At 56.0% G+C, this 21,218-nt stretch carries 18 protein-coding genes; 5 read left to right on the forward strand and 13 right to left on the reverse strand.

The window, feature by feature from the left end:
* Nucleotides 1-87: 87 nt before the first annotated feature.
* Nucleotides 88-1,008, reverse strand: coding sequence for a YqhG family protein (locus tag ACFOTD_RS32395; RefSeq protein ID WP_378124117.1), 921 nt, complete (start codon nucleotides 1,006-1,008; stop codon nucleotides 88-90).
* A 3-nt stretch (nucleotides 1,009-1,011) separates the two neighbouring features.
* The gene (locus tag ACFOTD_RS32400; protein WP_378124139.1) at nucleotides 1,012-2,694 is read right to left on the reverse strand and encodes a DEAD/DEAH box helicase; all 1,683 of its coding nucleotides are present in this window, start codon (nucleotides 2,692-2,694) and stop codon (nucleotides 1,012-1,014) included.
* A gap of 1 nt (nucleotide 2,695) precedes the next feature.
* Between ACFOTD_RS32400 and ACFOTD_RS32405 the strand changes: the two genes are divergently transcribed.
* Nucleotides 2,696-2,866, forward strand: a complete 171-nt coding sequence (locus tag ACFOTD_RS32405) for a hypothetical protein (protein ID WP_378124118.1) — start codon at nucleotides 2,696-2,698, stop codon at nucleotides 2,864-2,866.
* A 242-nt stretch (nucleotides 2,867-3,108) separates the two neighbouring features.
* Nucleotides 3,109-5,775 (forward strand): adenosylcobalamin-dependent ribonucleoside-diphosphate reductase, encoded by a 2,667-nt coding sequence (locus tag ACFOTD_RS32410; protein ID WP_378124119.1) that lies wholly within the window; start codon nucleotides 3,109-3,111, stop codon nucleotides 5,773-5,775.
* A gap of 173 nt (nucleotides 5,776-5,948) precedes the next feature.
* Here the strand turns inward: ACFOTD_RS32410 and ACFOTD_RS32415 are convergent, their stop codons facing one another.
* Nucleotides 5,949-8,504 carry a discoidin domain-containing protein gene (locus tag ACFOTD_RS32415; RefSeq protein WP_378124120.1) on the reverse strand — a complete coding sequence of 852 codons (2,556 nt, stop codon included), beginning with the start codon at nucleotides 8,502-8,504 and terminating at the stop codon, nucleotides 5,949-5,951.
* Between the two features lie 228 nt (nucleotides 8,505-8,732).
* On the opposite strand from ACFOTD_RS32415, the gene ACFOTD_RS32420 reads away from it, so the two are divergent.
* Nucleotides 8,733-9,581 carry an AraC family transcriptional regulator gene (locus ACFOTD_RS32420; RefSeq protein WP_378124122.1) on the forward strand — a complete coding sequence of 283 codons (849 nt, stop codon included), beginning with the start codon at nucleotides 8,733-8,735 and terminating at the stop codon, nucleotides 9,579-9,581.
* A gap of 291 nt (nucleotides 9,582-9,872) precedes the next feature.
* A complete protein-coding gene (locus ACFOTD_RS32425; RefSeq protein ID WP_378124123.1) occupies nucleotides 9,873-10,499 on the forward strand; it encodes a glycoside hydrolase family 88 protein in 627 nt (208 codons plus the stop codon).
* A gap of 124 nt (nucleotides 10,500-10,623) precedes the next feature.
* Here the strand turns inward: ACFOTD_RS32425 and ACFOTD_RS32430 are convergent, their stop codons facing one another.
* The 5 genes from ACFOTD_RS32430 to ACFOTD_RS32450 all read right to left on the reverse strand — a co-directional run bounded on the left by ACFOTD_RS32430 (nucleotide 10,624) and on the right by ACFOTD_RS32450 (nucleotide 15,298).
* Entirely contained in the window at nucleotides 10,624-10,992 is a 369-nt protein-coding gene (locus ACFOTD_RS32430) for a hypothetical protein (protein WP_378124124.1), read from the reverse strand.
* 203 nt (nucleotides 10,993-11,195) lie between these two features.
* A complete protein-coding gene (locus tag ACFOTD_RS32435; protein WP_378124125.1) occupies nucleotides 11,196-12,290 on the reverse strand; it encodes a GerAB/ArcD/ProY family transporter in 1,095 nt (364 codons plus the stop codon).
* A 70-nt stretch (nucleotides 12,291-12,360) separates the two neighbouring features.
* The gene (locus tag ACFOTD_RS32440; RefSeq protein WP_378124126.1) at nucleotides 12,361-12,594 is read right to left on the reverse strand and encodes a hypothetical protein; all 234 of its coding nucleotides are present in this window, start codon (nucleotides 12,592-12,594) and stop codon (nucleotides 12,361-12,363) included.
* Between the two features lie 5 nt (nucleotides 12,595-12,599).
* Nucleotides 12,600-13,781: a Ger(x)C family spore germination protein gene (locus ACFOTD_RS32445; protein WP_378124127.1), complete on the reverse strand. Its 1,182-nt coding sequence runs from the start codon at nucleotides 13,779-13,781 to the stop codon at nucleotides 12,600-12,602.
* Nucleotides 13,778-15,298 (reverse strand): spore germination protein, encoded by a 1,521-nt coding sequence (locus ACFOTD_RS32450; RefSeq protein WP_378124128.1) that lies wholly within the window; start codon nucleotides 15,296-15,298, stop codon nucleotides 13,778-13,780. The genes ACFOTD_RS32445 and ACFOTD_RS32450 overlap by 4 nt, the downstream gene beginning before the upstream one ends.
* Nucleotides 15,299-15,359: 61 nt before the next feature.
* Between ACFOTD_RS32450 and ACFOTD_RS32455 the strand changes: the two genes are divergently transcribed.
* Nucleotides 15,360-15,593, forward strand: coding sequence for a hypothetical protein (locus ACFOTD_RS32455; protein ID WP_378124129.1), 234 nt, complete (start codon nucleotides 15,360-15,362; stop codon nucleotides 15,591-15,593).
* 2 nt (nucleotides 15,594-15,595) lie between these two features.
* Here ACFOTD_RS32455 and ACFOTD_RS32460 read toward each other — a convergent pair whose 3' ends face one another.
* From ACFOTD_RS32460 to ACFOTD_RS32480, 5 genes are all read right to left on the reverse strand, one after another.
* Nucleotides 15,596-16,996, reverse strand: coding sequence for a hypothetical protein (locus ACFOTD_RS32460; RefSeq protein ID WP_378124130.1), 1,401 nt, complete (start codon nucleotides 16,994-16,996; stop codon nucleotides 15,596-15,598).
* Between the two features lie 111 nt (nucleotides 16,997-17,107).
* Nucleotides 17,108-18,721, reverse strand: coding sequence for an ABC transporter substrate-binding protein (locus tag ACFOTD_RS32465; protein ID WP_378124131.1), 1,614 nt, complete (start codon nucleotides 18,719-18,721; stop codon nucleotides 17,108-17,110).
* A gap of 103 nt (nucleotides 18,722-18,824) precedes the next feature.
* Nucleotides 18,825-19,736, reverse strand: a complete 912-nt coding sequence (locus ACFOTD_RS32470) for a carbohydrate ABC transporter permease (protein WP_378124132.1) — start codon at nucleotides 19,734-19,736, stop codon at nucleotides 18,825-18,827.
* Nucleotides 19,737-19,762: 26 nt separating this feature from the next.
* Nucleotides 19,763-20,689 (reverse strand): ABC transporter permease, encoded by a 927-nt coding sequence (locus ACFOTD_RS32475; RefSeq protein WP_378124133.1) that lies wholly within the window; start codon nucleotides 20,687-20,689, stop codon nucleotides 19,763-19,765.
* Between the two features lie 152 nt (nucleotides 20,690-20,841).
* Nucleotides 20,842-21,218: hypothetical protein (locus ACFOTD_RS32480; RefSeq protein ID WP_378124134.1), on the reverse strand; the 377-nt coding region annotated here is incomplete at its 5' end.

Consider the following 21,218-nt stretch of genomic DNA (forward strand, 5'->3'; position numbering starts at 1 on the left):
TTCATTGTAACGGAGCCGCGCCGCCGATGGTGCCGGATGCTGTCCGACCGCGCAGCGGGAAGGGCTTCTATTTTTGTCGCATCGGGGCTAATGAATGCCAGGCAAGTGAAACAGTCCGCAGTTCATGACGGATAACGTCACTCTCGGCCGGTATTGCCAGTCGATCTCGGACTCCCGCTGGGCGAGGCGCTGCGACAGCGTCTCCTTTTCCTCGTCGGTCACCGCCCGCCCGATCATCGGATCGTAATAGGATCGGATCCGGCGCAGCTCGTCCTGTCTGCGGTCCTCGGCTTCTGCCGCCCAGACGAAATCGCCGGACTTAAGCTTGCGCTCGAGCGCCTGCTCCAGCTGGGTCATCGCCTTTTTGAGCGATAGCCCGTTCGGCAGCAGGTGCACGTTGGACGGCAGCCTCGGCGTCAACTTCCGTCCGCGCAGCCCTTCCAGAAACCGCTCGTCGATATAGCCGGTGGCCAGCGAGATACCCCAGCCGTACATTTCCTCGCGCTTCATGTCGCATTCATAGTCCACCTTGAAATTGACGCCGAGCCATGCCGTGTACGGATTGGAGCCGAGCCGGTCGGCCCGTCCCCTCGGCGGCTCCTCGAACATGGCGACGCAGCGCCCCCCGTCCCGAACCGCGCCGAAGATCTGCGCCAGCCGTCCCGATCCGAAGTACAAGTCCTCGCGCAGCACGCGGACGGGCGCGACGCCAAAGCCAAGAGGGGATAGCGCGGCAGCTGGAGCCGAAGCCTGCGGCTCGCCGTCGTCCGGGCCGGAATCGGCGTCCCCGGTCTCGTCGTCTTGTCCGAAATGCCAGGAAAACGTCAGCGTCTCGGGCGGGGTCCCCGTACGTTCTACGAAGCCCCAGTAGTAGGGACGGTTCGTCAGCCGTTTGTCCGCCTCCGGCGACAGCCTGACGGTAACGCTCCCTTTCGCTTTTTCGATAATGTCGCACCCCGTCGCCTCGAGATAGGACATGACGAACTTTTCCACCTGCTTGGCGTTCATGCGCTAGACCTCCTTCTCTACCTGCGCCTTGGTACGGAGCAGCGATTCGCCAAGGCCGTCGATGCGGTTGCGCAGCTCGCCTTCGTCTTTGGCGTCCAGCATCATTTTGGCGAGGCGTTTCTCGAGCGATTCCTCACGCTCCATGCGCTCCACGATCTCGTCGAGTTCGCCGATGACCGTCTCGAACATATTGATCTTCTCGTGCAGCAGGTGCACGATATGCTCCTCGATCGTCCCGTAGGTGCAGAGGTTGTAGATCTTCACGTCCTCGGTCTGCCCGAGGCGGTGCACCCGGCCGATCCGCTGCTCGACGCGCATCGGATTCCACGGCAGGTCGAAGTTGATGATATGGTGGCAGAACTGCAAATTGATCCCTTCGCCGCCCGCCTCGGTCGCCACCATCACCTGCGCGCGCCTGCGGAACAGGTCCATCATCCAGTCCTTTTTGCCCCGGTTCATCCCGCCGCGGTAAGGCACGGCGTTCAGTCCGTGCTCCTGGAAAAAGCGGAGGAGGTATTCCTGCGTCTGGCGGTATTCGGTGAATACGATGACCTTGTCGCCGATCTCGTTGATCAGCTTTATGGTCGCTTCGGCTTTCGTATTCGCCTTGACCTGACGGATGAACTCGACGAGCTCCCAGATTTTCGGGCGGCGCGGCGAATCTTCCGGCGTTTTTTTGAAAAGGTTGATGAGCGTCAGGAACACCGCGTCCCGGCTTGAGCAAACCTCGCGCTGCAGCGTAACGAGCGAGAGCATGCTGGACATGTCGACGCCTTCGACGGTCGCATTCTCGCGGACGTAGCGAGTGACGGCCTCGTAGAGCGCCTGCTCCTCGGGCGACAGCCGGAGCGGGACGTTGGCGACGAAGCGCTTCGTGAACTCGACCCCGCCGTCGGTGCGGCGGTTGCGGATCATGACCTGGCCGAGCGCTTCCTGAAGCTTGTCTTCGTTTTTGGCGATGCGCTTGCCGGCCACGTAGTTCGCGGAGAAGTCTCCTTCGCCGCCGAGCTGTCCCGGCTTGAGCAGTGTGATGAGATTGTAGAGCTCGTTCATATCGTTCTGCACCGGCGTCGCCGTCAGCAGCAGACAATACTTTTTGCGAATATCGCTGACGAATTGGTAGTTGCCGGTCTTCTTGTTCTTGAGCTTGTGCGCCTCGTCGATGACGAGCATGTCGTATTCGGTATCGAGCAGCAGCTCGCGGTGCGGGTCGCGCTTGGCCGTGTCGATCGAAGCGACGACGACATCGTTGTTCCAGTGGTACGCCTTTTTCTGGGCGATGGCCGGAATGCCGAACTTGGCGTTCAGCTCGCGAACCCACTGCAGCACGAGGGAGGCGGGCACGAGAATGAGCGTCCGTTTTACAAGCCCCCGAACCATGTATTCCTTCAGAATGAGCCCGGCTTCGATCGTCTTGCCGAGACCGACCTCGTCCGCGAGAATCGCTCTGCCCCGCATCTCGTGAAGGACGCGCCGCGCCGTGTCCTCCTGATGCGGAAGGGGCGTCAGGCCGGGCAGCACCCGCATGCACTGCAGCTCGTGGAAGTCCGTCACAAGCTGCGCTTCCTCGGCCTCCCAGGACATCTTGTACAGCGACCAGTCGTCCCACGGTCCGCCCCGGTCGGCTCTGCGCTCGAGCTCCTCGAAGGCGGCGCGGTCGACGTGCAGATCGACGAGCGGATGCAGCTTGCGCGCGTTGCGCGCGGCTTCGTCGGGCGAAGCGGGGGCATTTACGGGGCGTCCGCCGGCCGGTATGGCATTTTGCTGCGCGGCAGTATGGGATGCGCCGTCGGTCGACGCGAACGAAGGAGCGATGCTGACGGTCGTTTTTACTTCGGCCTCGGAGCCGTGCGGATGATAAAATGGGGGGCGCAGATGCTACTCCTCCTCTGGGGTCTATTCTTTTAGTATGAGCAAGCGCGACAATTTCATAACCTAACTTGCGTCATAATTCGGGCGGGTTCGGCAGCTTGTGCCGGCCGTCCGAATTTTGTGGGACAATTGTCGCAATTCACGGGAAGGTCACTCGAATATCTATATTTTGTAGCGTATAATGGGGTAACGTCGCAATATATTGTGTCCTATGAGGAGAGTGGCGAAGTGAGCGTCCAATTGAACAATGGCGGGGCGGACAAGGCCGCAGGCCGTCGTCTCGAAGGTCTGAGCGAGAAAATTTTCCTCGATCGATACGCATGGAAAAACGCGGATACGAATGCGGTCAAGGTTGGCGACACGGTGCTGGCGCTGACGAAGGACGATCCGAAGTTCCCGGCCAAGGAGGTCGGAGAAGTCATTGCGCGTGACGGCAAAAGGGTGACGGTGCGGACGCGCGGAGGCGATCTGGTCGAGACGTCTCCGGAGAAGCTGACCCTGACGATCGAACAGTCGCCGGAGGAAATGTGGGACCGGCTGGCGGGCGCGATGGCGTCGGTCGAAGCGCCCGAGCGGCAGGAGATATGGCGCGACCGCTTCCGCTGGCTGCTCGACGACTGGAAGCTCGTGCCGGGCGGCCGGATCGCCGCGGGAGCCGGCGCCAGCGACGAGCTGACGCTGTTCAACTGTTACGTGATCCCGTCGCCCAAGGATAGCCGAGGCGGCATTATGGAGACGCTGACCGAGATGACCGAGATCATGTCGCGCGGCGGCGGCGTGGGCATCAATCTGTCGTCGCTGCGCCCGCGCCGGTCGATCGTGCGCGGGGTTAACGGCTCGTCGAGCGGCGCCGTATCCTGGGGCGGTTTGTTCAGCTATACGACCGGACTCATCGAACAGGGCGGCAGCCGGCGCGGCGCGCTCATGCTGATGATGAACGACTGGCATCCGGACGTCGTCGACTTCATTACGGTCAAGCAGACGATGGGGCAGGTTACGAATGCCAATCTGTCGGTATGCGTGAGCAACGGCTTCATGAAGGCGGTCAAAGAGGATCTGGATTGGGAGCTCGTGTTTCCCGATACGTCCGATGCCGAATACGACGCGCTGTGGGACGGGGACCTTGACAAGTGGAAGTCGCTCGGCAAGCAGGTCATTTCTTATCGCACCGTCCGCGCGCGCGAGGTGTGGCGCACGATCATCGAGTCCGCCTGGAAGTCGGCCGAGCCGGGCGTCGTGTTTATGGAATATTACAATCAAATGTCGAATAGCTGGTACTTTAATCCTATAATTTGTACGAATCCGTGCGGTGAACAAGGACTTCCGGCCTGGGGCGTCTGCAACCTGTCGGCGGTCAATCTCTCACGCTTCTATGATGAAGCGAAGCACGACGTCGCCTGGGATGAGCTGGGCCGGGTCGTCCGTTATTCGACGCGCTTCCTGGACAACGTCATCGATAAGACGCCGTACCATTTCGCGGAAAATGAGGCGAACCAGAAGCTTGAGCGGCGCGTCGGCCTCGGCACGATGGGGCTAGCAGAGCTGATGATCCGGCTCGAGATCCGGTATGGCAGCCCGGAGAGCTTGATATTCCTTGACAAGCTGTACGGCTTCATGGCGAAGGAGGCTTATTTGGCTTCCACGGAGATCGCATCGGAGAAAGGATCGTTCCCGGCATTCGATGCGGAGCCGTTCCTGCAAAGCGGCTTCATGAAAAACATGACCGAGACATATCCCGAAGTCGGGGCGGCGGTGCGCGAGCGCGGCATTCGCAACGTCACCGTGCTGACGCAGGCGCCGACGGGCTCGACGGGCACGATGGTCGGGACTTCGACGGGCATCGAGCCGTACTTCGCGTTCGAGTTCTACCGGCAAAGCCGGCTCGGCTACGACAAGCAGCTCGTGCCGATCGCGCAGGAGTGGCAGGACGCGCATCCGGGCGAGCAGTTGCCGGCATGGTTCGTGACCGCGATGGACCTGTCCGCGAAGGACCATATCCGGGCGCAGGCCGCCATCCAGCGGTGGGTGGACAGCTCGATCTCCAAGACGGCGAACTGTCCTGCCGACTTCACGGTCGAAGAGACGGCAGAGCTGTATGAGCTGGCATTCGAGCTGGGCTGCAAAGGCGTCACCATCTACCGCGACGGCAGCCGCGACGTGCAAGTGCTGAGTACGACGAAGGACGAGAAGAAGGAAGAAAAGCAGGAGGAAAACAAGGACGAGGCCGCTCCGATCGCCGAAGCGGTGGCAGCCTTGCAAGCCGTATTGCCGGAGGCAGCTGCTCAGGCGGCGCCTGCAGCGCAGGCCGTGCCGGTCGTATCGGCTCCGGCCGACAAAGCCTACAAGAGCCGTCCGAAAATACTGCGCGGCGCGACGTACAAGTTCAATACGCCGTTCGGCATGGCGTATATCACGGTCAACGACCTCGACGGTACGCCGGGCGAGATCTTCCTGAACGTGGGCAAGGCCGGCTCCGACGTGTTCGCGATGGCCGAGGCGCTCGGCCGCGTCTGCTCGCTGTTCCTCCGGTACGGCGACCACGGCGACAAGGTGCAGCTGCTCGTCAAGCACCTCAAGGGCATCGGCGGCTCCGGCGCGGTCGGCTTCGGGCCAAACCGCGTCGAATCGATCGCGGACGCCGTCGCCAAGGCGCTCGAGCTGCACGCGGGTATGCTCGCAGAGGAAGCAGCCGCGTCGGAGATAATTGACGCCGGCGGAGGCGGCAACGCAGCGGGCGCGATCGCCGCGACCGCCATCCCGGCGCCGCCTGCCTACGGGTATGGCAAGACGGGTCACACTTCGACTGACTTGTGCCCGTCCTGCGGCTCGGCTTCGCTGATCAACGTCGAGGGATGCAAGACGTGTACGAATTGCGGGTACAGCAAGTGTAATTAGGTCTACTTTATTAGAAAGAGTCATTTAAGGTATATATATTAAAATGATTGTCAGCGGTCTGAATCCATAATGGTTCAGGCCGTTCTTCTTTTTTTCAGAATGAAAGAACGGCCCCTTCCGGAAAAATCCGAATAGAAGCCGCACTATACGTTCTAGAATAAAACTCCAAAACCTTACTTATAAGCGTAAACCTCGCCTAACTGGAAGTAATACGCACTGCCGTCTGTGGCAAGCTTCGTGGCATTAATGCGGAAGTATCTGGCCGATACGATGCTTTGGAACGGAAAATGCTGCATCTCCGTCGGGGAAGTAAGATAATAATGCCAGTACGTAGCTCCGGGTACGGTACTCCAAGCCGTTCCGTTCGTACTATATTGAATGGAGAAATCGACCGGGAAGCAGAGGCCGGGTCGCGGTTGCACCTTTAATCCGCTCCAATTCTGCACACTGCCCATATCCAATTGCACCCATTCTGCCGAATTCGCGCTGGCGTGGTTGGCGCCGGACCAGAAAGTATTATTTTGGCTGTCTCCGAGCTTGGCGGCGTCCCACCCCGTTAAACTGGAGGAAGCCGTAACGATCCGTTTCGGCTCGTAATCGACGACGAACTCGCCGACCTGCGCGTAATAATTGCCGTACGGGTCGGCGCTCAGCTTCGTGGCATATAGCCGTAGATGTCTCGCGGCGACGGGACTATTAAACGTAAATGTCTTCGTGTCGCTGCCAGGGTTGGGGTATGACGTATAGGAAGCGCCCGGAACGTCCGTCCAGGTCGTACCGTTCGTACTGGTTTGGAATTTGAAGTCGACAGGGAAGTTGTAGTTCGCGCGCGGCGTTAATTTGGCGCCGGTGATGATGTTCGAATCCCCGGTATCTAAGGCCAGCCATTCCGTCGCAACCGGACTGCCATGACCGGCGCTGGACCATGGGCTGACCGAATTCCCATCGATCGCCCGGTAGGGCTCCCAGCCGGATAGATTGGATGAGCCGCTCGCGCTTAACGACACTTGATCAATCTGTATGTCGCCCAGCATGAAATGATAGTTGTCGGGCGTGCTGCCGTCCGATGCCAAGTTATCCGCCACCAGTCTTACGTAACGCCCGTAAATTGGAGTTTTCAAGTTGTAATCGAACTGTAAATGCGGCGATTCGATCCTTACCGGCTTCTCCAGATCCGCGTCCGTCCAGGTTGAGGCATCGAGACTGACTTGGATTTTGAAGCCCGGATAACCGTTATAGTCGCCTTGTCTTGGCGTTGCAGTTATACGCTTGATCGACCGGTTGCCGCCGGTATCGACGTACATCCATTCGGTATGAGCGCTGGTCGTATAACCGTTGCTTGCCCATGTCGAATTAATATTGGTGTCGATGGCGTTGGATACGTCCCAGCCGGCAAGCGACGAGGAGGCTGTCGCTGAGGCGCGCGGCGCGGCGGAGTAGCTGAGCGGAAGCGCCGAAGTCTGCAGCGAATCGGCGCTATCGCCGCTTGCGCCGCTCGCCGCGATCGCGAAGTAATAAGGCGTACCGTTCGCAAGCCCAGTTATCGTATAAGGACTGCTCGTAATGCCGGTTATCGTCGACGTATAACTTCCGCTAGATGTGCCGTATTTAATTTTGTAGGTTTCCCCGCTTACGCCCGTCGTACGGAAATGAAGCATGACTTGGCCGTTGCCCGCGCGAACCGCCCGGACGACCGGAACCGCGGGCAGATTCGTATTCGACAACGTGAAGGGCTGGAATGCCGTATACCAGAAAGCCCAGGTCGTGCCGTAGGCATAGCCGATAAAGTTCGTTTTCGACGTATCGAAGTGCCCTGACGGATCTCCGCTTACGCCTGCGTTATGGAGCGCGGGCTTGCGATCGCTTTGGTTCATCGTTGCGGGCTTGTACGTGATGCCGTCGGTCGATTCGTAAAGCTTGACGTACCCTTCGTTGGAAAACCTTTTGGCCGAGCCGACCGCGATGAATTTACCCAGCGAATCGACGTATTTATGATCGGTGGAATCGTCTCCGTCCAAATCCTTTTCCAGCGCGACCCCTTGGTAAGTCGTATGGCCCGGCCAATCGGGATCGGCGATCGGCGCTGTCCGGACTCTTGTCTGGTGGGTCGGTCTGCCGAGCGCGTCGCGTCCGTCCCACGTGTAATAGATGTACAGCGTCGAGTCTTTTACGACGAAGCTAGGTTCTCCGGCTCCGTACGTATTGAATGGCGCATCCGTAAATTTAATAAATGAAGTCGGATTGCCGCCCCAACCCGAACCGTTCCACTTCTCATAGGGACCGCCCGGCGATGTCGAGCGCGCCACATAAACTTCGTTGTTGATGCCCCTTGAATCCAGGGTAGATCCGTAGCCCAAATAATAATAGCCGCCGAACTTGACGACGCCGGGATCGCAGTTGGAATTCCAATCCTCGCCGCCGATTGTCGGCTGGATCGCGATCGTTTCGGTCCCCCAGGAAAGACCTCCGTTCGTAGATCGTTTGTAACGGATGTAATCCCACTCGCGGCCGTTCACCCCCGAGCCCGGCGAGCAGGTCCACATATCGATGCTATCGTCGGCATTGATGATAATCGAAGGTCCGTAACGGAACCCGCCGGTACCCGTAGGATCGAAAACGTCGAAGCCGCCCGATGCCGAGCCGGTTGCGACTGCGAAGCCGGAAGCGGGGAATGCCATGAGCGCCGTCAGGAATGCGGCCAAGATTGAAACAAGGTTTACTTTTCTCATAGAGAACCTCCTGTGCGATGGTTGATTACTGTAATCCCTTATTTAAAGACCGAGTTATCGCGCACCTCCTTTGTAAGCGTTACCATTCAATGATAAAATAAGCTACATCTATTTTCTTGGGCGATCCGTTCAACTTTTTTGATACGATTTTGACAAATCACCAAAGAGGTGACCGGCATGGCGATATTTCGGGCTATGGAGTGTGTTCAAGAGGAGTCATTTCCGTTTTTGATCAAGAAAGGGGCGTTACGCAGGGGAGAGGTGATTCCGCCCCATTCGCACGATATCGTTGAGCTTATTCTGGTACAAAAAGGAAAAGCATTTCATGATTTTGGGGGGATGAATTACGAAATCGCAGCCGGCGATATGTTCATCATCGAGCCAAATATTAACCATGGCTACATCGGGTCAGAAAGCGCAGAAACGGTCATTTATACTTTGCTTTTCGATCCGCGCGTGATGCAGTACGAATTCGGGATGAACCATGATTCTGATGCGGCTATCGTTAACGGGCATATCCCATTCCTCCGCAAAGGCGAAAAGTTGCCTGCCCACTTGATCGTCCCGCGACGTGCCATGCCATTGATTACGGCGCACATGGAATTTATGATTCGCGAGTACCAAGCCCGGGAGGCCGGATTTAAACTGTTGATCAAAATGCGGATGCTGGAATGCTTCGTTCATCTTGGTCGATTCTATACGCGGCGGGATTGGCGGAAGGAAACGATACTGAATGATTCCGACAGCGCGGTCATCGATTCGGTAAAGCGATATATCGAGCGGCATTATAATGAGTCGTTCTCGTTGGAGCAGATTAGTCGGCTACACGGGATGAGCGTCACCTCGCTGACCACGAAATTTAAATCGGCCGTAGGCAGAACGTTGATTGATTACAAGCATGAGATCCAGATCAGGGAGGCCTCCAAGCTGCTGGCGGACCTTGATGTGAAAATCGTGGAGGTAGCCCATAAGGTAGGCTTTAAAGATCTTAGCTTTTTCTATCAAGTATTTCAGAAGAAAACCGGTATAACGCCTGCCGCGTACCAGAGTCGTCAGGTTCGTGGAAAGCATGTTTAAATTTACCGATTAAACGTGCCCTGGCTCTTTTCGGTTTCCGTTACGGTTTTCGAGGCTGGGGAAATAATAGCGTGACTGCTGTGCCGCGGCCGGGTTTGCTCACGATTCTAAGATGCGAAGAAGCATCGTATTTTAAGCCAAGCCTGCGGAACGTATTGAATCGGAGGGACGCAGAAATGTTTATCCGTTCCCGCAGGGCTGGCGCCACTGACTTATAACGACAGAGTAGAGCAAAAATTACAGGCCCGCAAACGAGTCGAACGAGGACTTCGCGATCCGAAAAGTCTGTTCATGGCGGCATACTTCATGCTTCGCGTGGGCATCAAGCTGAATGAAAAACGCTTGATCGACGATGCGCTGCATCAGTTCTATTGGCATATCGATTACTTGCAGGACGAGCGAAGCGGCCTTTGGTATCACGGATACAATCATATTAATGAGGACCATATGTCGGGCATTTTCTGGGCGCGTGCGAATGCCTGGGCGACTTACACGATGTCCCGCGCGGCCAAGCTGCTGCCCGAGAGTTATTTGTATGCGCCCATGATGCATATATGGAGTTCGTTACGCGATCAGCTCGCTGCAATCAAAGTGCTGCAGAAGGATGACGGTTTCTGGGGCACGGTGCTCGACTACCCTGACTCTTACGGAGAAGTGTCGGCGACCGCCGGCATCGGAGCTGCGATGCTAATACAAGGCAATCCGCTCCATGCCAAGTACGTGCAACGTGCGCTGGATGGCGTGCTGTCGAATATTTCCGATACCGGGCGCGTATTGAATGTATCAGGCGGTACAGCTGTAATGAAAAGTATCGAGGGATATCTTGGCATTGATCGGAAATGGGCGCAGGGCTGGGGGCAAGGACTGGCTCTTGCATTTCTTGCGAGTGTCATAGAAGAGACGACGTCCAATCTTTAACGATAATTGTCTCGAATATTCCGGAACTGCTGAACTTAATGGTTCATCTGTAAACGCACTAAGATAGAGAAAGAAGCAGCCATATTTCGGACTGCTTCTTTCTAAAGGCGACACAAATCACCGTTTATTTAGCGACCGGTACAACAGTGACTGGCGTAGGCGCGGCAGAGGCGACGATTTGCTTTTTTAATTGGATATGGTTAACCGCTGCATCCTCTTGATGCTTATAGATTGCATGAACGACAAACCCTATTCCAAGCAATAAGGTTCCAGCTATGAAGGCGGCGGCCGCCAGAATAAAATAACCATTCATAAGGTTGGTGTTGATGATGTAATTGTATGCATCTCCACCTACGTATGCATACTTGTTGAGCGAAGAGTAATTCTCGCTCATGTAATAATTTTTAAAGCGATCAACGCCAAGATAAATCAGAATGCCTGACGTACCAAACATAATAAACGCACAAATAATCCAAGCCGGTAACGATTTCATAAGCCTGTCCCCCTATATGTATATTAGGACTTATGCCCTAACGTCTGTGCCTATTATAGTACATTATGGAATTACAGGGAATGATAATATTGTTTTTTATTAATCGCCGCCTTATGGCAGGCAGCCACTTCATACTTTTTCATTTTAGATGCGCAACATTTTCACCACCTAGAGACAGAGCCCTGAGTCCCTTTGTCCCTAACCTAGTCAGCCGCCTTCCGAAAGACCATGGCCGCGGCTACAAGCAGCATCGGGAGTACGTAGCAAAGGTTATTGAGCAGGGGCCAGATGACGTTAACCATCTCGTTAAGCGAAGATTCCTTCGTATAGGTCGTGATGGACAATAGCAGGCAGATGAATGCGATCGGCAAGGTAAACAATCGCTCTTCGCGGAGGTTCAGCCACTCGACGACGGTGCGGACAAGAATAAAGAGCAGAATCGAAGCCTTAAAGTAAAAACCGACGATAAGGGAGAAGCCGATGACCGATTCGATCCGTTCGATAAATTCGCGAATGAAGATCAGTCGGGCGAGTTGGAATAAAGAGTATTTGAGGTCGCCGGTTAACGGGCCAAGGACTAGAAGGCTGCCAAGTATGGAAATGAGAAGAAGGAGACCGTTGACGGCTAAGGCGATATAAAGATGTTTACTTAACTTACGGTATTCCTCTCGCCGGACAAGCTGAAGGATAAAAGCGAAAACGATCAGTTCGGAATAAGGGAAGCCGTAGGCGATATAGGCAGACTGCAGCAAGGGGCCAATGCCATGCGGCAGGATCGGGAGCAGAAATTCGGGTTGAAAAAGGTTCGATACGAGAATAAGTACGAGGAAGATGAAAAAAATCATCAGCGCGAGCAGCAAAGCCGACATGCGCGCGATGACGACGATTCCGGCTCTTGCGGTAAGGGCGATCATCAGAAACATAAGCGCGTGAACGACGCTGGTAGGCGTTTCCTTCAGCATGGTGCTTTTGAAGAACAACCCGATCTCGCTGACGATGCCGGCTACGTTCCAGAACATGACAAGAATGAAGGGAAGCATCATCATATTTGCAGGCGATTTACCGAAGACGAGCCGACAGTTGGCAAGCAGCGACAAGTCCGGGTTTTTGCGGTAGAGGTACAGAATGCAATACAGATATACGGCTCCCATGCTCCAGGCCAATACTAAAGACAGCCATGCCCCGGCGCCGGCCGAATGGGCAAGCGGAGCGGGGATGAGTACGATGGAAGAGCCGGTCATGAAAAACAGAAACAAGGTGGCCATTTGCGCGGAACTAATCGTTGACGGTTGACTCATGGCTGTGCCAAATCCTCCTTCGCCATACAGGTCTCGGTCCTCAGAAACCTCGGTCCTCAATAAACGAGTATCATGACATGAAATGAACCAATCTTCCGGCCGGACCCTTGAGTAAATCGAACAAATTGTCCAGGTTCGGCCACGCCAAACTTTGGGCCACGTAGATGACGCCTAAATAAATAGCTATTGCCAGCATTGAGCCATAGGCTGCTTTCTCGCGGCTTCGGACATGGCGCAGCTGTGCGAGATCGGCTAATACGATGGCGATTGCGATCACCGCGAAATACGCGACTTTGTCCAACATCGTTTCTAATCCTCCTCTTGGCTGAACGGCGTTCCGATATCCATCCCCGTGCCCACGATTTCCGTCTCGACCTCGAAGCGGAAGCGGCATTCTGCGAATCTTTTATCCCAGGACGATTGGATTTGCCTCCACTTCTTCGGATGCCGGCTGGCGATTTTATTGCCGATACCGAGCGCGTCCGACTCATATTGCTGAAGAATAGACACGGTATGCTGAAGCTGCTCCTCCACCATGCCGCTGACTTGTTCCTCGAATCTTTTCGTTTCTTGCGGCGAATCGAGCTTCGAGCATTGCAGCTCCCCTGCCGTTCCGCGGATTTTAATCCGCATCCCGACAATGACCCTTCCATCCTCATCGAAGGAAACCTTCATTTTATTGGAGAAAGACAACACTTCAAGCGACTCGGCCGTACCGATTTGCGGCGAACCGGCCCCTTGGCACGGGATAGTCAGAATACCGATTCGATATCGATTGTCGAGCATCATGAACGTCGCGGTTTCCTTGCTGTCCAATATGCCAGCAAGCTTTCCTTTTTTCAGGATGGCTAGTCCCGAGAGAATCGTCTTTTGATCTGCTTCGTCTTGATGGAGAAACGGGATAATGGCGACGCCGACCGGACTTTTGAGGTGAATCGCCAGATCGAATAGCGGTATGCCGGACGTCTTCGCCGAATAATGAGCGCCTTCCGTCTCCATGCGCTTGTATTGTTGGCCGATCGTTTCTTCGATAAAAGGCTTGATCTCAAGGAACCGACCTGCGTCGCTCTGGGCGACCATTGGCAGGACGGTGCCCCGGGGCTCGTGATCTCTGGAGAAGAAGTCCAGAATTTCCCCGGCATCGTGCGTTTTCAGCAGCCCGTCTCCGAGCAATATGACTCGCATATGATCCCATTTAGCCTTGCGTCCCAATTTCATCGGAATCTGGCGAACCGCTTCAAAAACGGATTCTCCGTTCGTTTTAATCGTTAGTCCTCGTTTCTCGGAGGGTTTGGCGGCGCCGCCTGTAGATTGGGCGTTGGTCGGATTATAAAACAAAGTTTCTAGCGCAAACTTTCCGTCTTGCGTCGCATCGATCGCAACGCCTTGGACATAACCGTATTCATCCATCTCCTTGTTATCCCAACAACCGGATAAACCGAGCGCGACAGCAAGAATCGTGGCCAGCTTGCACAGGGGCTTAAGATTCATGGCTGCGGTCCGTTCGCGGATCGCTTCTGGGAGGCTTGCCGTGCATGGCGCCGGGATGGAACGAATAGCGAGTCTCTTAGCCGTCGCAAATTCAAAGGCGCGATCGGCGACAAGTAGGGCTCGCCGAGCGAGCGGAGACAGTTCAGATGGAGATAAATCAAAATAAAGCCGACCATGATGCCCAGTCCTCCGAACGAAGCGGCCAGGAACATTAACGGGAACCTTAATATCCGAAGCGCGATCGCCATGTTGTATTGTGGTAACGCGAACGATGCGATGCCAGTCAAAGCGACGACGATAACCATCACCGGGGAAGCGATCTGCGATTGTATCGCGGCTTGACCGATGACCAACGCGCCCACGATACTGACTGCAGAGCCGATGGGACGGGGGAGCCGAATGCCGGCTTCTCTGAGCAGCTCAAAGAAAAACTCCATGAGCAGCGCTTCGACCATAGCGGGAAATGGAATGCCTTCACGCGTATTTAAAATAGCCAGGAGGAGTACGGTCGGTATAAGCTCGGAATGAAAGGTCGTGAGCGCGATGTACGTGCTCGGCAAAATCAGGGCAATGATAAAAGCGCTCAAGCGCAGAAAGCGAATAAGCGTGGAGTAGACGATGCCGTAATAGTAATCCTCGCTCGTTACGAAAAACTCCATAAAATTCGTCGGACTGATCAAGACGGAAGGACTTCCGTTTATTAACGCAACGATCTTTCCTTCCAACAAGGCGGCGACGATCGTGTCGGGACGTTCTGTATACCGCACTTGAGGGAACGGGGACAGACGCTTGTTGTTGATCCAGCTCTCTAAATAAGACACGTCAAGGATTTCCTCCGTACCGATGCCTTCCAAACGCGCGCGGAATTCGTCCAACGTAGCCGGCTTGACGGCATGATCCAAATAACCGTAGGCGACTCGCCTGCGGCTATTCTCGCCTGTATCGAAGAAATGAAACTTCAGGCGGCTCGTCTTCAGCAAGTTCCGGATGACGCCGATATTGCTGTCGAGATCTTCGATCGTGCTGGCGTGCGGCCCCTGGACATTGGGCTCGGTGATGGGCTCGGATACTTGGCGTTTGGCGATATCGAGCGCCTGAAAACCTAGAGCTTGGTTCCATCCCTCGATAAACACGACGATATAGCCGTCCAGTATTTTCGAGATAACTTGATCGACCTTGTCGATCAGCTCGGCAGCCGGTTCGGAGGTGCCGTGATTTTCAAAGAAGTCGACGATTTGCTCCAAACGGACAGACTCGGCCGGTCCGATGCGCGTAGTCGTCAGATTTTGCAGCGCGTCCTTGAAGTCGTTATGCCTGCGGTGATTAACCAGCGTATCCAGAAAGACGGAGCAAGCTCCGTTTTCGAGGCCCGTTCCGAATTGCCAGGGCAACACTTTTAAATCTCCGCAATTCGCGAAGAGTCGATTTATGATTGCCATATTGTCGCTTATTTGACGGGACACAGCCACTTCGTCAAGCTTTTTGGCAAGAGGAGGCGGGGGAAGCTGATCAGGCATGGGAGCGCTCCTTTGCAAATGGTGATGGTTTCCATTTGTATTCCCTGCCGCGGGATTGCTTATGCAAAGGCGGTCTGTTATCTCGCCTATCGTCTGGAAGCGGATAGGGACAACGGCTTCCTCCGGGCTGGCGCCGGTCTGGAATCCCAGCCAGTCCAACGAGCCGGAGGTCGTGCGAAACGTCCTGATCGAGCAATTCGTGTCGCTCAGGCTTACCCCGCAGCAATTCGTCGATAAGCTGGACAGGCTGGGATGGGATGCTGCGTCGATACGCCGATTAAGCCAAATACCGTGAAGTTAACGCCTTGCATCTCCTTGTTGGATAAAGTCAATTTGCGCCGGTTCATAGCCTGTCTTCCTTTTAAGCCTCAGCTCGACGACAGCCGGTTCCCCCTTCAGGCTGAGCCTGAGGAAGACGAGTTCGCCCAAGATGATCTTGGCTGTCGCCACTCCAGAGCAGCATTCGACCTCGTAGCCGCTCAGATCGTCCCAGTAGGCGAGTCCGAACGGCATGGGCGGCGCATGCCCGATGTCGAAGGTCATGACGAGGTGGTCTTCCGTCTTGTCGTAGCCGCGCACGAACACTTGCGGCGGCTGTGTATCGAACGTATCGTGCATGCCGGTCCGGCCTACGTAGCTGCGCAGGCGGCGGGGGACGCATTCGCCGTCCGCGAACGCAAGCTGGCATTCTTTATCGTAGTAGAGGAACGTTTTCGGCCAGGGTCCGGCCGCCGTTCCCCCGAGCGTGACCGTATATTCGTTCGGCTGCGGCCGTCCGCCGGCATCCCTCGCGAGCATATACGAAGGCGCCGTCTCGGCGTTGGCTTCGCGATACATCTCCATTGCCCGCGGCACGGTCGTGAGCGTGACGGACCGGCTGGCGACATAGGCGAAAAACAGATCGAGCATACCCGCGCAAGCCTCGACATGATCGGCGGGAAATACGGCGAACCGATCGGTATATTCCATTTCGTGCGCCTCCTGCTGCTGCAGGAAAAATACCTGGTCGTTGTGCGCCGTATTTTCCAGGTAGACGTCGAACAGGCGCTTCCAGTACTCGACGTCGCTCCCGTCGCAGAGGCCCGCCCGTAGCACGTCGTTCGGATCCGTCGAGTAGATGACCGGGCAGCCGGAGTGGAAGGTCGCATTCAAATCGCGGGCCGTCCACTCGCAGGCGACGATCCGCCCCTTGCCGGGATGCGGCGCCTTGTAGCGGGACGGATCGACGTACCACGAGCCCCACGGTATGCCGTTGTGCGTGATGCCGTCCCACCATACTTGCTCCCAGCAGTAGCCCCACATGCCGCTGAATTCCAGCTCCTCGAGCGCTTCGATCACTTCGTTGTAAATTTTTCCGCGCGCCGCGACCTTGGTGCGAACCCAGGGGAACGCCTCCCGCACGATGAGCCAATCCTCCTCCAGCCGTCGCTTGAACGCCTCCTTGTCGGCTCCCGTATCCTCGATAAAAAACGGCGTTTGCAAAATGACATCGTCCCCGTATTCGTCATGCCAGGCGGCGATTCGCTCCCGAAGGACGGGTACGGACCGGCCGTTCACGATCCAGGTGACCGGGATGCCGTGCTTGTGCGCCAGCGCGGCCGTCCGGTCGATGCCGTCCACGGCGACGCCATGCCCCCATGATGTATCGTAGTGCGCGGCGTAGCTGACGAACGTATAGATCAGGTTTTCCGGTTTCACGCGCGATTCCCCCTTGCGGCAGATGATTTGCTTCCCTCAACGGACGGACAGAGCGTCCCGTGATTCGGGCCGCTCTGCCGAGCCATGCTTTTGCGTCGCTTTACGCAACCCTTATTTCTTGTTCTCCGCCCGCCAGGCGTCGATTTGCTTTTGCAGCTCGGCTTGCACCTTCTCGATGCCCGCGCTCTTCAGCTTGGCGTTGCGCTCGTCGAGCAGCTTTTCAGGATTTTTAACGGCGCCGGTGAAGATCGATTGGTACTCGGTGACGACGGCGGTCATTTGCGTGATCTCGTTCTTCACGCTCGATTCGTCGAACACGAAGCCCATGAGCGGGAAACGCTTGGCGTCATTGTTGAACTTCTCCCAGCTCGTATACAGATCGTCGGGCTGGCCGGGCTTCAGGTAATTCAGCAGCTGGTTGCCGACGACCCAAGACGTGCCGGGATTGTAGCCGCTGTCGGCGATCGGCTCGATACGGTTGTCGCCGACCTTTTTATAGTGCTTGTCTTCGATGCCGTTGACGAACAGATTGATGACGTACGGATCGGAATGCAAGTAGTTCAGCACCATCATCGCCCGGTCCGGATCCTTGGACGTCCGGGAGATCGCGAACATCGAGCCTGCGGCCAGGTCCGTCGTGACGATCGGCTCCTCGACGACATGGGACACGTAGTCGTATTTGCTGTCGGTGGCGAGCTTCATCTCGATATCGGCGCCCGGCTTCCAGGTCGCGGCCTGGACCCAGATCTTGCCTTCCTTCTGCAGATCGTTGACGGTCGTCGTGCTCGTCGCCGCGTCGGCATTGATGTAGCCTTTCTCGTAGAAGCTGCGGAACAGGCCGACCTCCTGCTTGTTGATATCCACGATCTCGGGATCGAGCACCGACTTGACCTTCATTTCGTCGGACGATTTGTAGTCGAGCAGGAACATCGGCGTCTTCGCCGGCGCCGGTCCGATCGGCCGGTAGTTGCCGCGCGTCTCGTACATCATGAAGCCGCCGCCGAAGTTGCCGGAGCCGCCCGCCACGTAGTAAGGGATGATGCCGGGCTCGCCTGCTTTAACTTTTTCCATCCAAGGCTCGAGGTCCGCCATCGTATTGATGCTGTCGATCGGAATCTGGTACTTGTCGACGATGTCCTTGCGATAGGTGAGCGCCTTGCCCTGCGTGATTTCCTTGTTCGTCGGGATCGCGTACAGCTTGCCCTTGAGACGCGGCGCTTCGAGATAGAGGGGATTCAGCCGGTCCTTGATGTCCTGCCCGTACTTTTCCACCAGGTCGTCCAGCTCGATGAAGGCGCCTTTGGAAACGTTGCCAAAGAAATTCAGCCAGGAAGCCGTGAAGACGAGGTCCATCTTTTCTCCGGTGTTCATCATCAGCTCGGTGCGGTTTTTATAATCGCTCGAGGCGATCGGCTGCAGCTTGACCGTAGCGTTGATCTTTTCTTTGAAATATTCGTTCAGCTTCGCTTCGACGAGCGCGTCGTCCGCCTGCGGCTTGCCGAAGTAGACGATCGACACCTCGTACGGAGCGAGCTCGCTCGGCGCGGGGCTCTCGGATGGAGCCGCGCTCTCGGTAGCGGAAGTGCTGGGCACGGCGGAGCTTGACGGAGGCGAGGAGGCCTCCTTGTCGTTGCCGTTGCCGCCGGCGCAAGCCTGCAGCATCGTGGCGAAGGCGAATACGAGCGCCAATGCCGGGATATGCCTTTTCGTTTTTTTCATGTTCATTGCGTAACCCTCCTGGTATTTAATTCAAATTATATAGAACGGCCGGGAATCGGCATAGCGAGCGTGCCTTGGCCGGAACTACCGGTATGGACAAGCGGCCGGATCAGCCTTTGACGGCGCCGATCGTGAGACCTTTGACGAAGTATTTTTGGAAAAAAGGATAGACGAGCAGGATCGGGCCCATGCCGACGACCGCCATCGCCATTTGCAGCGATTCGTTCGGCAGGTCGCGCATCATTTCCGGATTTTGCGCCGCCAGCTGCACGTTTTCCCGCAGATACTGGATATCGTTCAGCACGCGGATCATGAGAAACTGCACAGGGTACTTGTCTTCCGCCCGGATGAACAAGATCGCGTTGAACCAGTCGTTCCAGAACAGGATCGTGCTGAACAGCGCCATCGTCGCCATGACCGGAAGCGAGAGCGGCAGGACGATTCGGATAAAGATCCGCAATTCCCCCGCGCCGTCGATCCTCGCCGACTCGATGAGCGCGGGATGAATCGTCGTCTGAAAAAAGGTGCGCATGATGATGACGTTAAACGGGACGATGAGCAGCGGCAGGAGGAGAGACAAGTAATTGTCCAGCAGACCGAGCCCCTGCGTGAACACGATGTATTTGCTCACGATGCCGCCGCTGAACAGCATCGTAAAGAACAGGAAGAAGGTGAAGAACGGCCGAAGCGGATAGTCCTGGCGCGAGATCGGGTAAGCATACAGCGCCATCAGCAGCACGCTGAGCAAGGTGCCGGCGGCCGTAATCCCGATGCTGACGCCGTATGCGCGCAGGATCGTGCCGTAATCCTTGAACAGGCTCTCGTAAGCGATCAGCGACCACTTGGCGGGAAAAAAGCTGTAGCCGCGGCTTAGCAAGGAATCGTTATGCGTGAACGAGACGACGATGACCAGGACAACGGGCAGCACGCAGGCCAGCGCCAAGGCCATGAAGCCGCCGTTCAGGATGGAGTTGGTGAGCGGCGAGATCGTATTCTCGCGGCGGCTTGCGGTTTTCAGCATAGCTACAGTTCACCTCGGTATTTTTACTAGAATAGGGCTTGATCCTTGTCGATCTTGCGCACCGACGCATTGGTCAGCAGCACGAGCGCGAAGCCGAGCACGGATTGGACGAGCGCCGCCGCGGAAGACATGCCGATATCGTTGAGCTCCTTCAGCGCGCGATAGACGTAGGTGTCGACCGTGTCGGTGACGGGATAGAGCGGACCGGCGTTCATCGGCACCTGGTAGAACAGGCCGAAGTCCGAGTTGAACACATGGCCCATGTTCAAAATCGTGATGATGACGATAACGGGCCGGATTGTGGGCAGCGTGATGTGGAAAATCTGCCGCCATTTCGACGCGCCGTCGATGACGGCGGCCTCGTAGTACTCGGGATCGATGCCCGCGATTGCCGCGATGTAGATGACGGCGCCGATGCCGACGCCCTTCCAGGCGCTGACGATCGTCAGGATATAGGGCCAGTACGCCGGCTCGGAGTACCAGAACACTTGCGATTTGCCAAGCCATTCGACGATCGTGTGATTGAGAAAGCCTTTCTCGGGATTGAGAAACCCGTATACGAGGTAGCTCACGACGACCATAGACAGGAAGTAAGGCATGATGAGAAAAGTCTGATAGGTTTTGGCCAGCCAGCGGTTGCGGATCTCATTGATCGCGACGGCGATCGCCACGGACAGCAGGAGGTTGACGAGCATGAAGACGAGGCTGTACGACACCGTATTGCGGGCGATGCGCCAGATCGAGCCGGAGGTGAACAGAAACTCGAAGTTGTCTATTCCGACCCATGGGCTTTTCCAGATGCCGTCGATATAGTTGATGTTCTTGAAGGCGATGAACACGCCGAACATCGGCAGGTAATTGTTCAGGACGATCACGGCCAGGGAAGGGACGATCATCAAGGTCAAATACCTGTACTTCCAAAAGAGCTTCCATCTTGCGTGCAACGGCGCCACATCCTTTCTGTGACTTCAGTATAGAGTGGCGGTCCGTCGGGGACGATGATGTATTCCTGTCAGAGTGTGATGTAAAATGAGGTGTCCCAACCGGCGGCATGCGCGCCGTTGGCTAAGAAAAACGTCAAGGAAACATCGCCCTGACGATCCTTTTAGGTTTGGCAGAACCCGAAACTGGCGTCGCGCGAAACGCCTATCGCTGGCTCGTCCGACAGCCGTTCCGACGGGACCGCGTATCGTCGCCAGCGTCGTTCTTTCGCCGAAATGCCTGCAAATATACATCCTTTTTTGCCGATTTGGACCCATTTATATAGAATAGATGCAAAAGCGCAGTTATTTTCCTTCGTCAGCGGGATTATCGGCTTGCGATTTGCATTTACCTGCACATTTGCAGGTATTTCATCTATATAGAACGCAATTAACAAACGCACATCATCACGCCAATCATCAAATCGGGTAATGAAATAGTAAATAAAACCTGGTGGCGATGAAGATGAGTAGTGAAAACATGGAGCAATTAACCACAGCT

The sequence above is a fragment of the Cohnella sp. GCM10012308 genome (assembly GCF_042649185.1).
Taxonomy (GTDB): Bacteria; Bacillota; Bacilli; order Paenibacillales; family Paenibacillaceae; genus Cohnella.

What these genes read in the sequence shown, in the direction of transcription:
- ACFOTD_RS32395 (WP_378124117.1), bottom strand. Translation starts at nt 1,008, where the DNA reads ATGAACGCCAAGCAGGTGGAAAAGTTCGTCATGTCCTATCTCGAGGCG.
- ACFOTD_RS32415 (WP_378124120.1), bottom strand. Translation starts at nt 8,504, where the DNA reads ATGAGAAAAGTAAACCTTGTTTCAATCTTGGCCGCATTCCTGACGGCG.
- ACFOTD_RS32425 (WP_378124123.1), top strand. Translation starts at nt 9,873, where the DNA reads ATGGCGGCATACTTCATGCTTCGCGTGGGCATCAAGCTGAATGAAAAA.
- ACFOTD_RS32430 (WP_378124124.1), bottom strand. Translation starts at nt 10,992, where the DNA reads ATGAAATCGTTACCGGCTTGGATTATTTGTGCGTTTATTATGTTTGGT.
- ACFOTD_RS32435 (WP_378124125.1), bottom strand. Translation starts at nt 12,290, where the DNA reads ATGAGTCAACCGTCAACGATTAGTTCCGCGCAAATGGCCACCTTGTTT.
- ACFOTD_RS32440 (WP_378124126.1), bottom strand. Translation starts at nt 12,594, where the DNA reads ATGTTGGACAAAGTCGCGTATTTCGCGGTGATCGCAATCGCCATCGTA.
- ACFOTD_RS32445 (WP_378124127.1), bottom strand. Translation starts at nt 13,781, where the DNA reads ATGAATCTTAAGCCCCTGTGCAAGCTGGCCACGATTCTTGCTGTCGCG.
- ACFOTD_RS32450 (WP_378124128.1), bottom strand. Translation starts at nt 15,298, where the DNA reads ATGCCTGATCAGCTTCCCCCGCCTCCTCTTGCCAAAAAGCTTGACGAA.
- ACFOTD_RS32455 (WP_378124129.1), top strand. Translation starts at nt 15,360, where the DNA reads ATGCAAAGGCGGTCTGTTATCTCGCCTATCGTCTGGAAGCGGATAGGG.
- ACFOTD_RS32465 (WP_378124131.1), bottom strand. Translation starts at nt 18,721, where the DNA reads ATGAACATGAAAAAAACGAAAAGGCATATCCCGGCATTGGCGCTCGTA.
- ACFOTD_RS32470 (WP_378124132.1), bottom strand. Translation starts at nt 19,736, where the DNA reads ATGCTGAAAACCGCAAGCCGCCGCGAGAATACGATCTCGCCGCTCACC.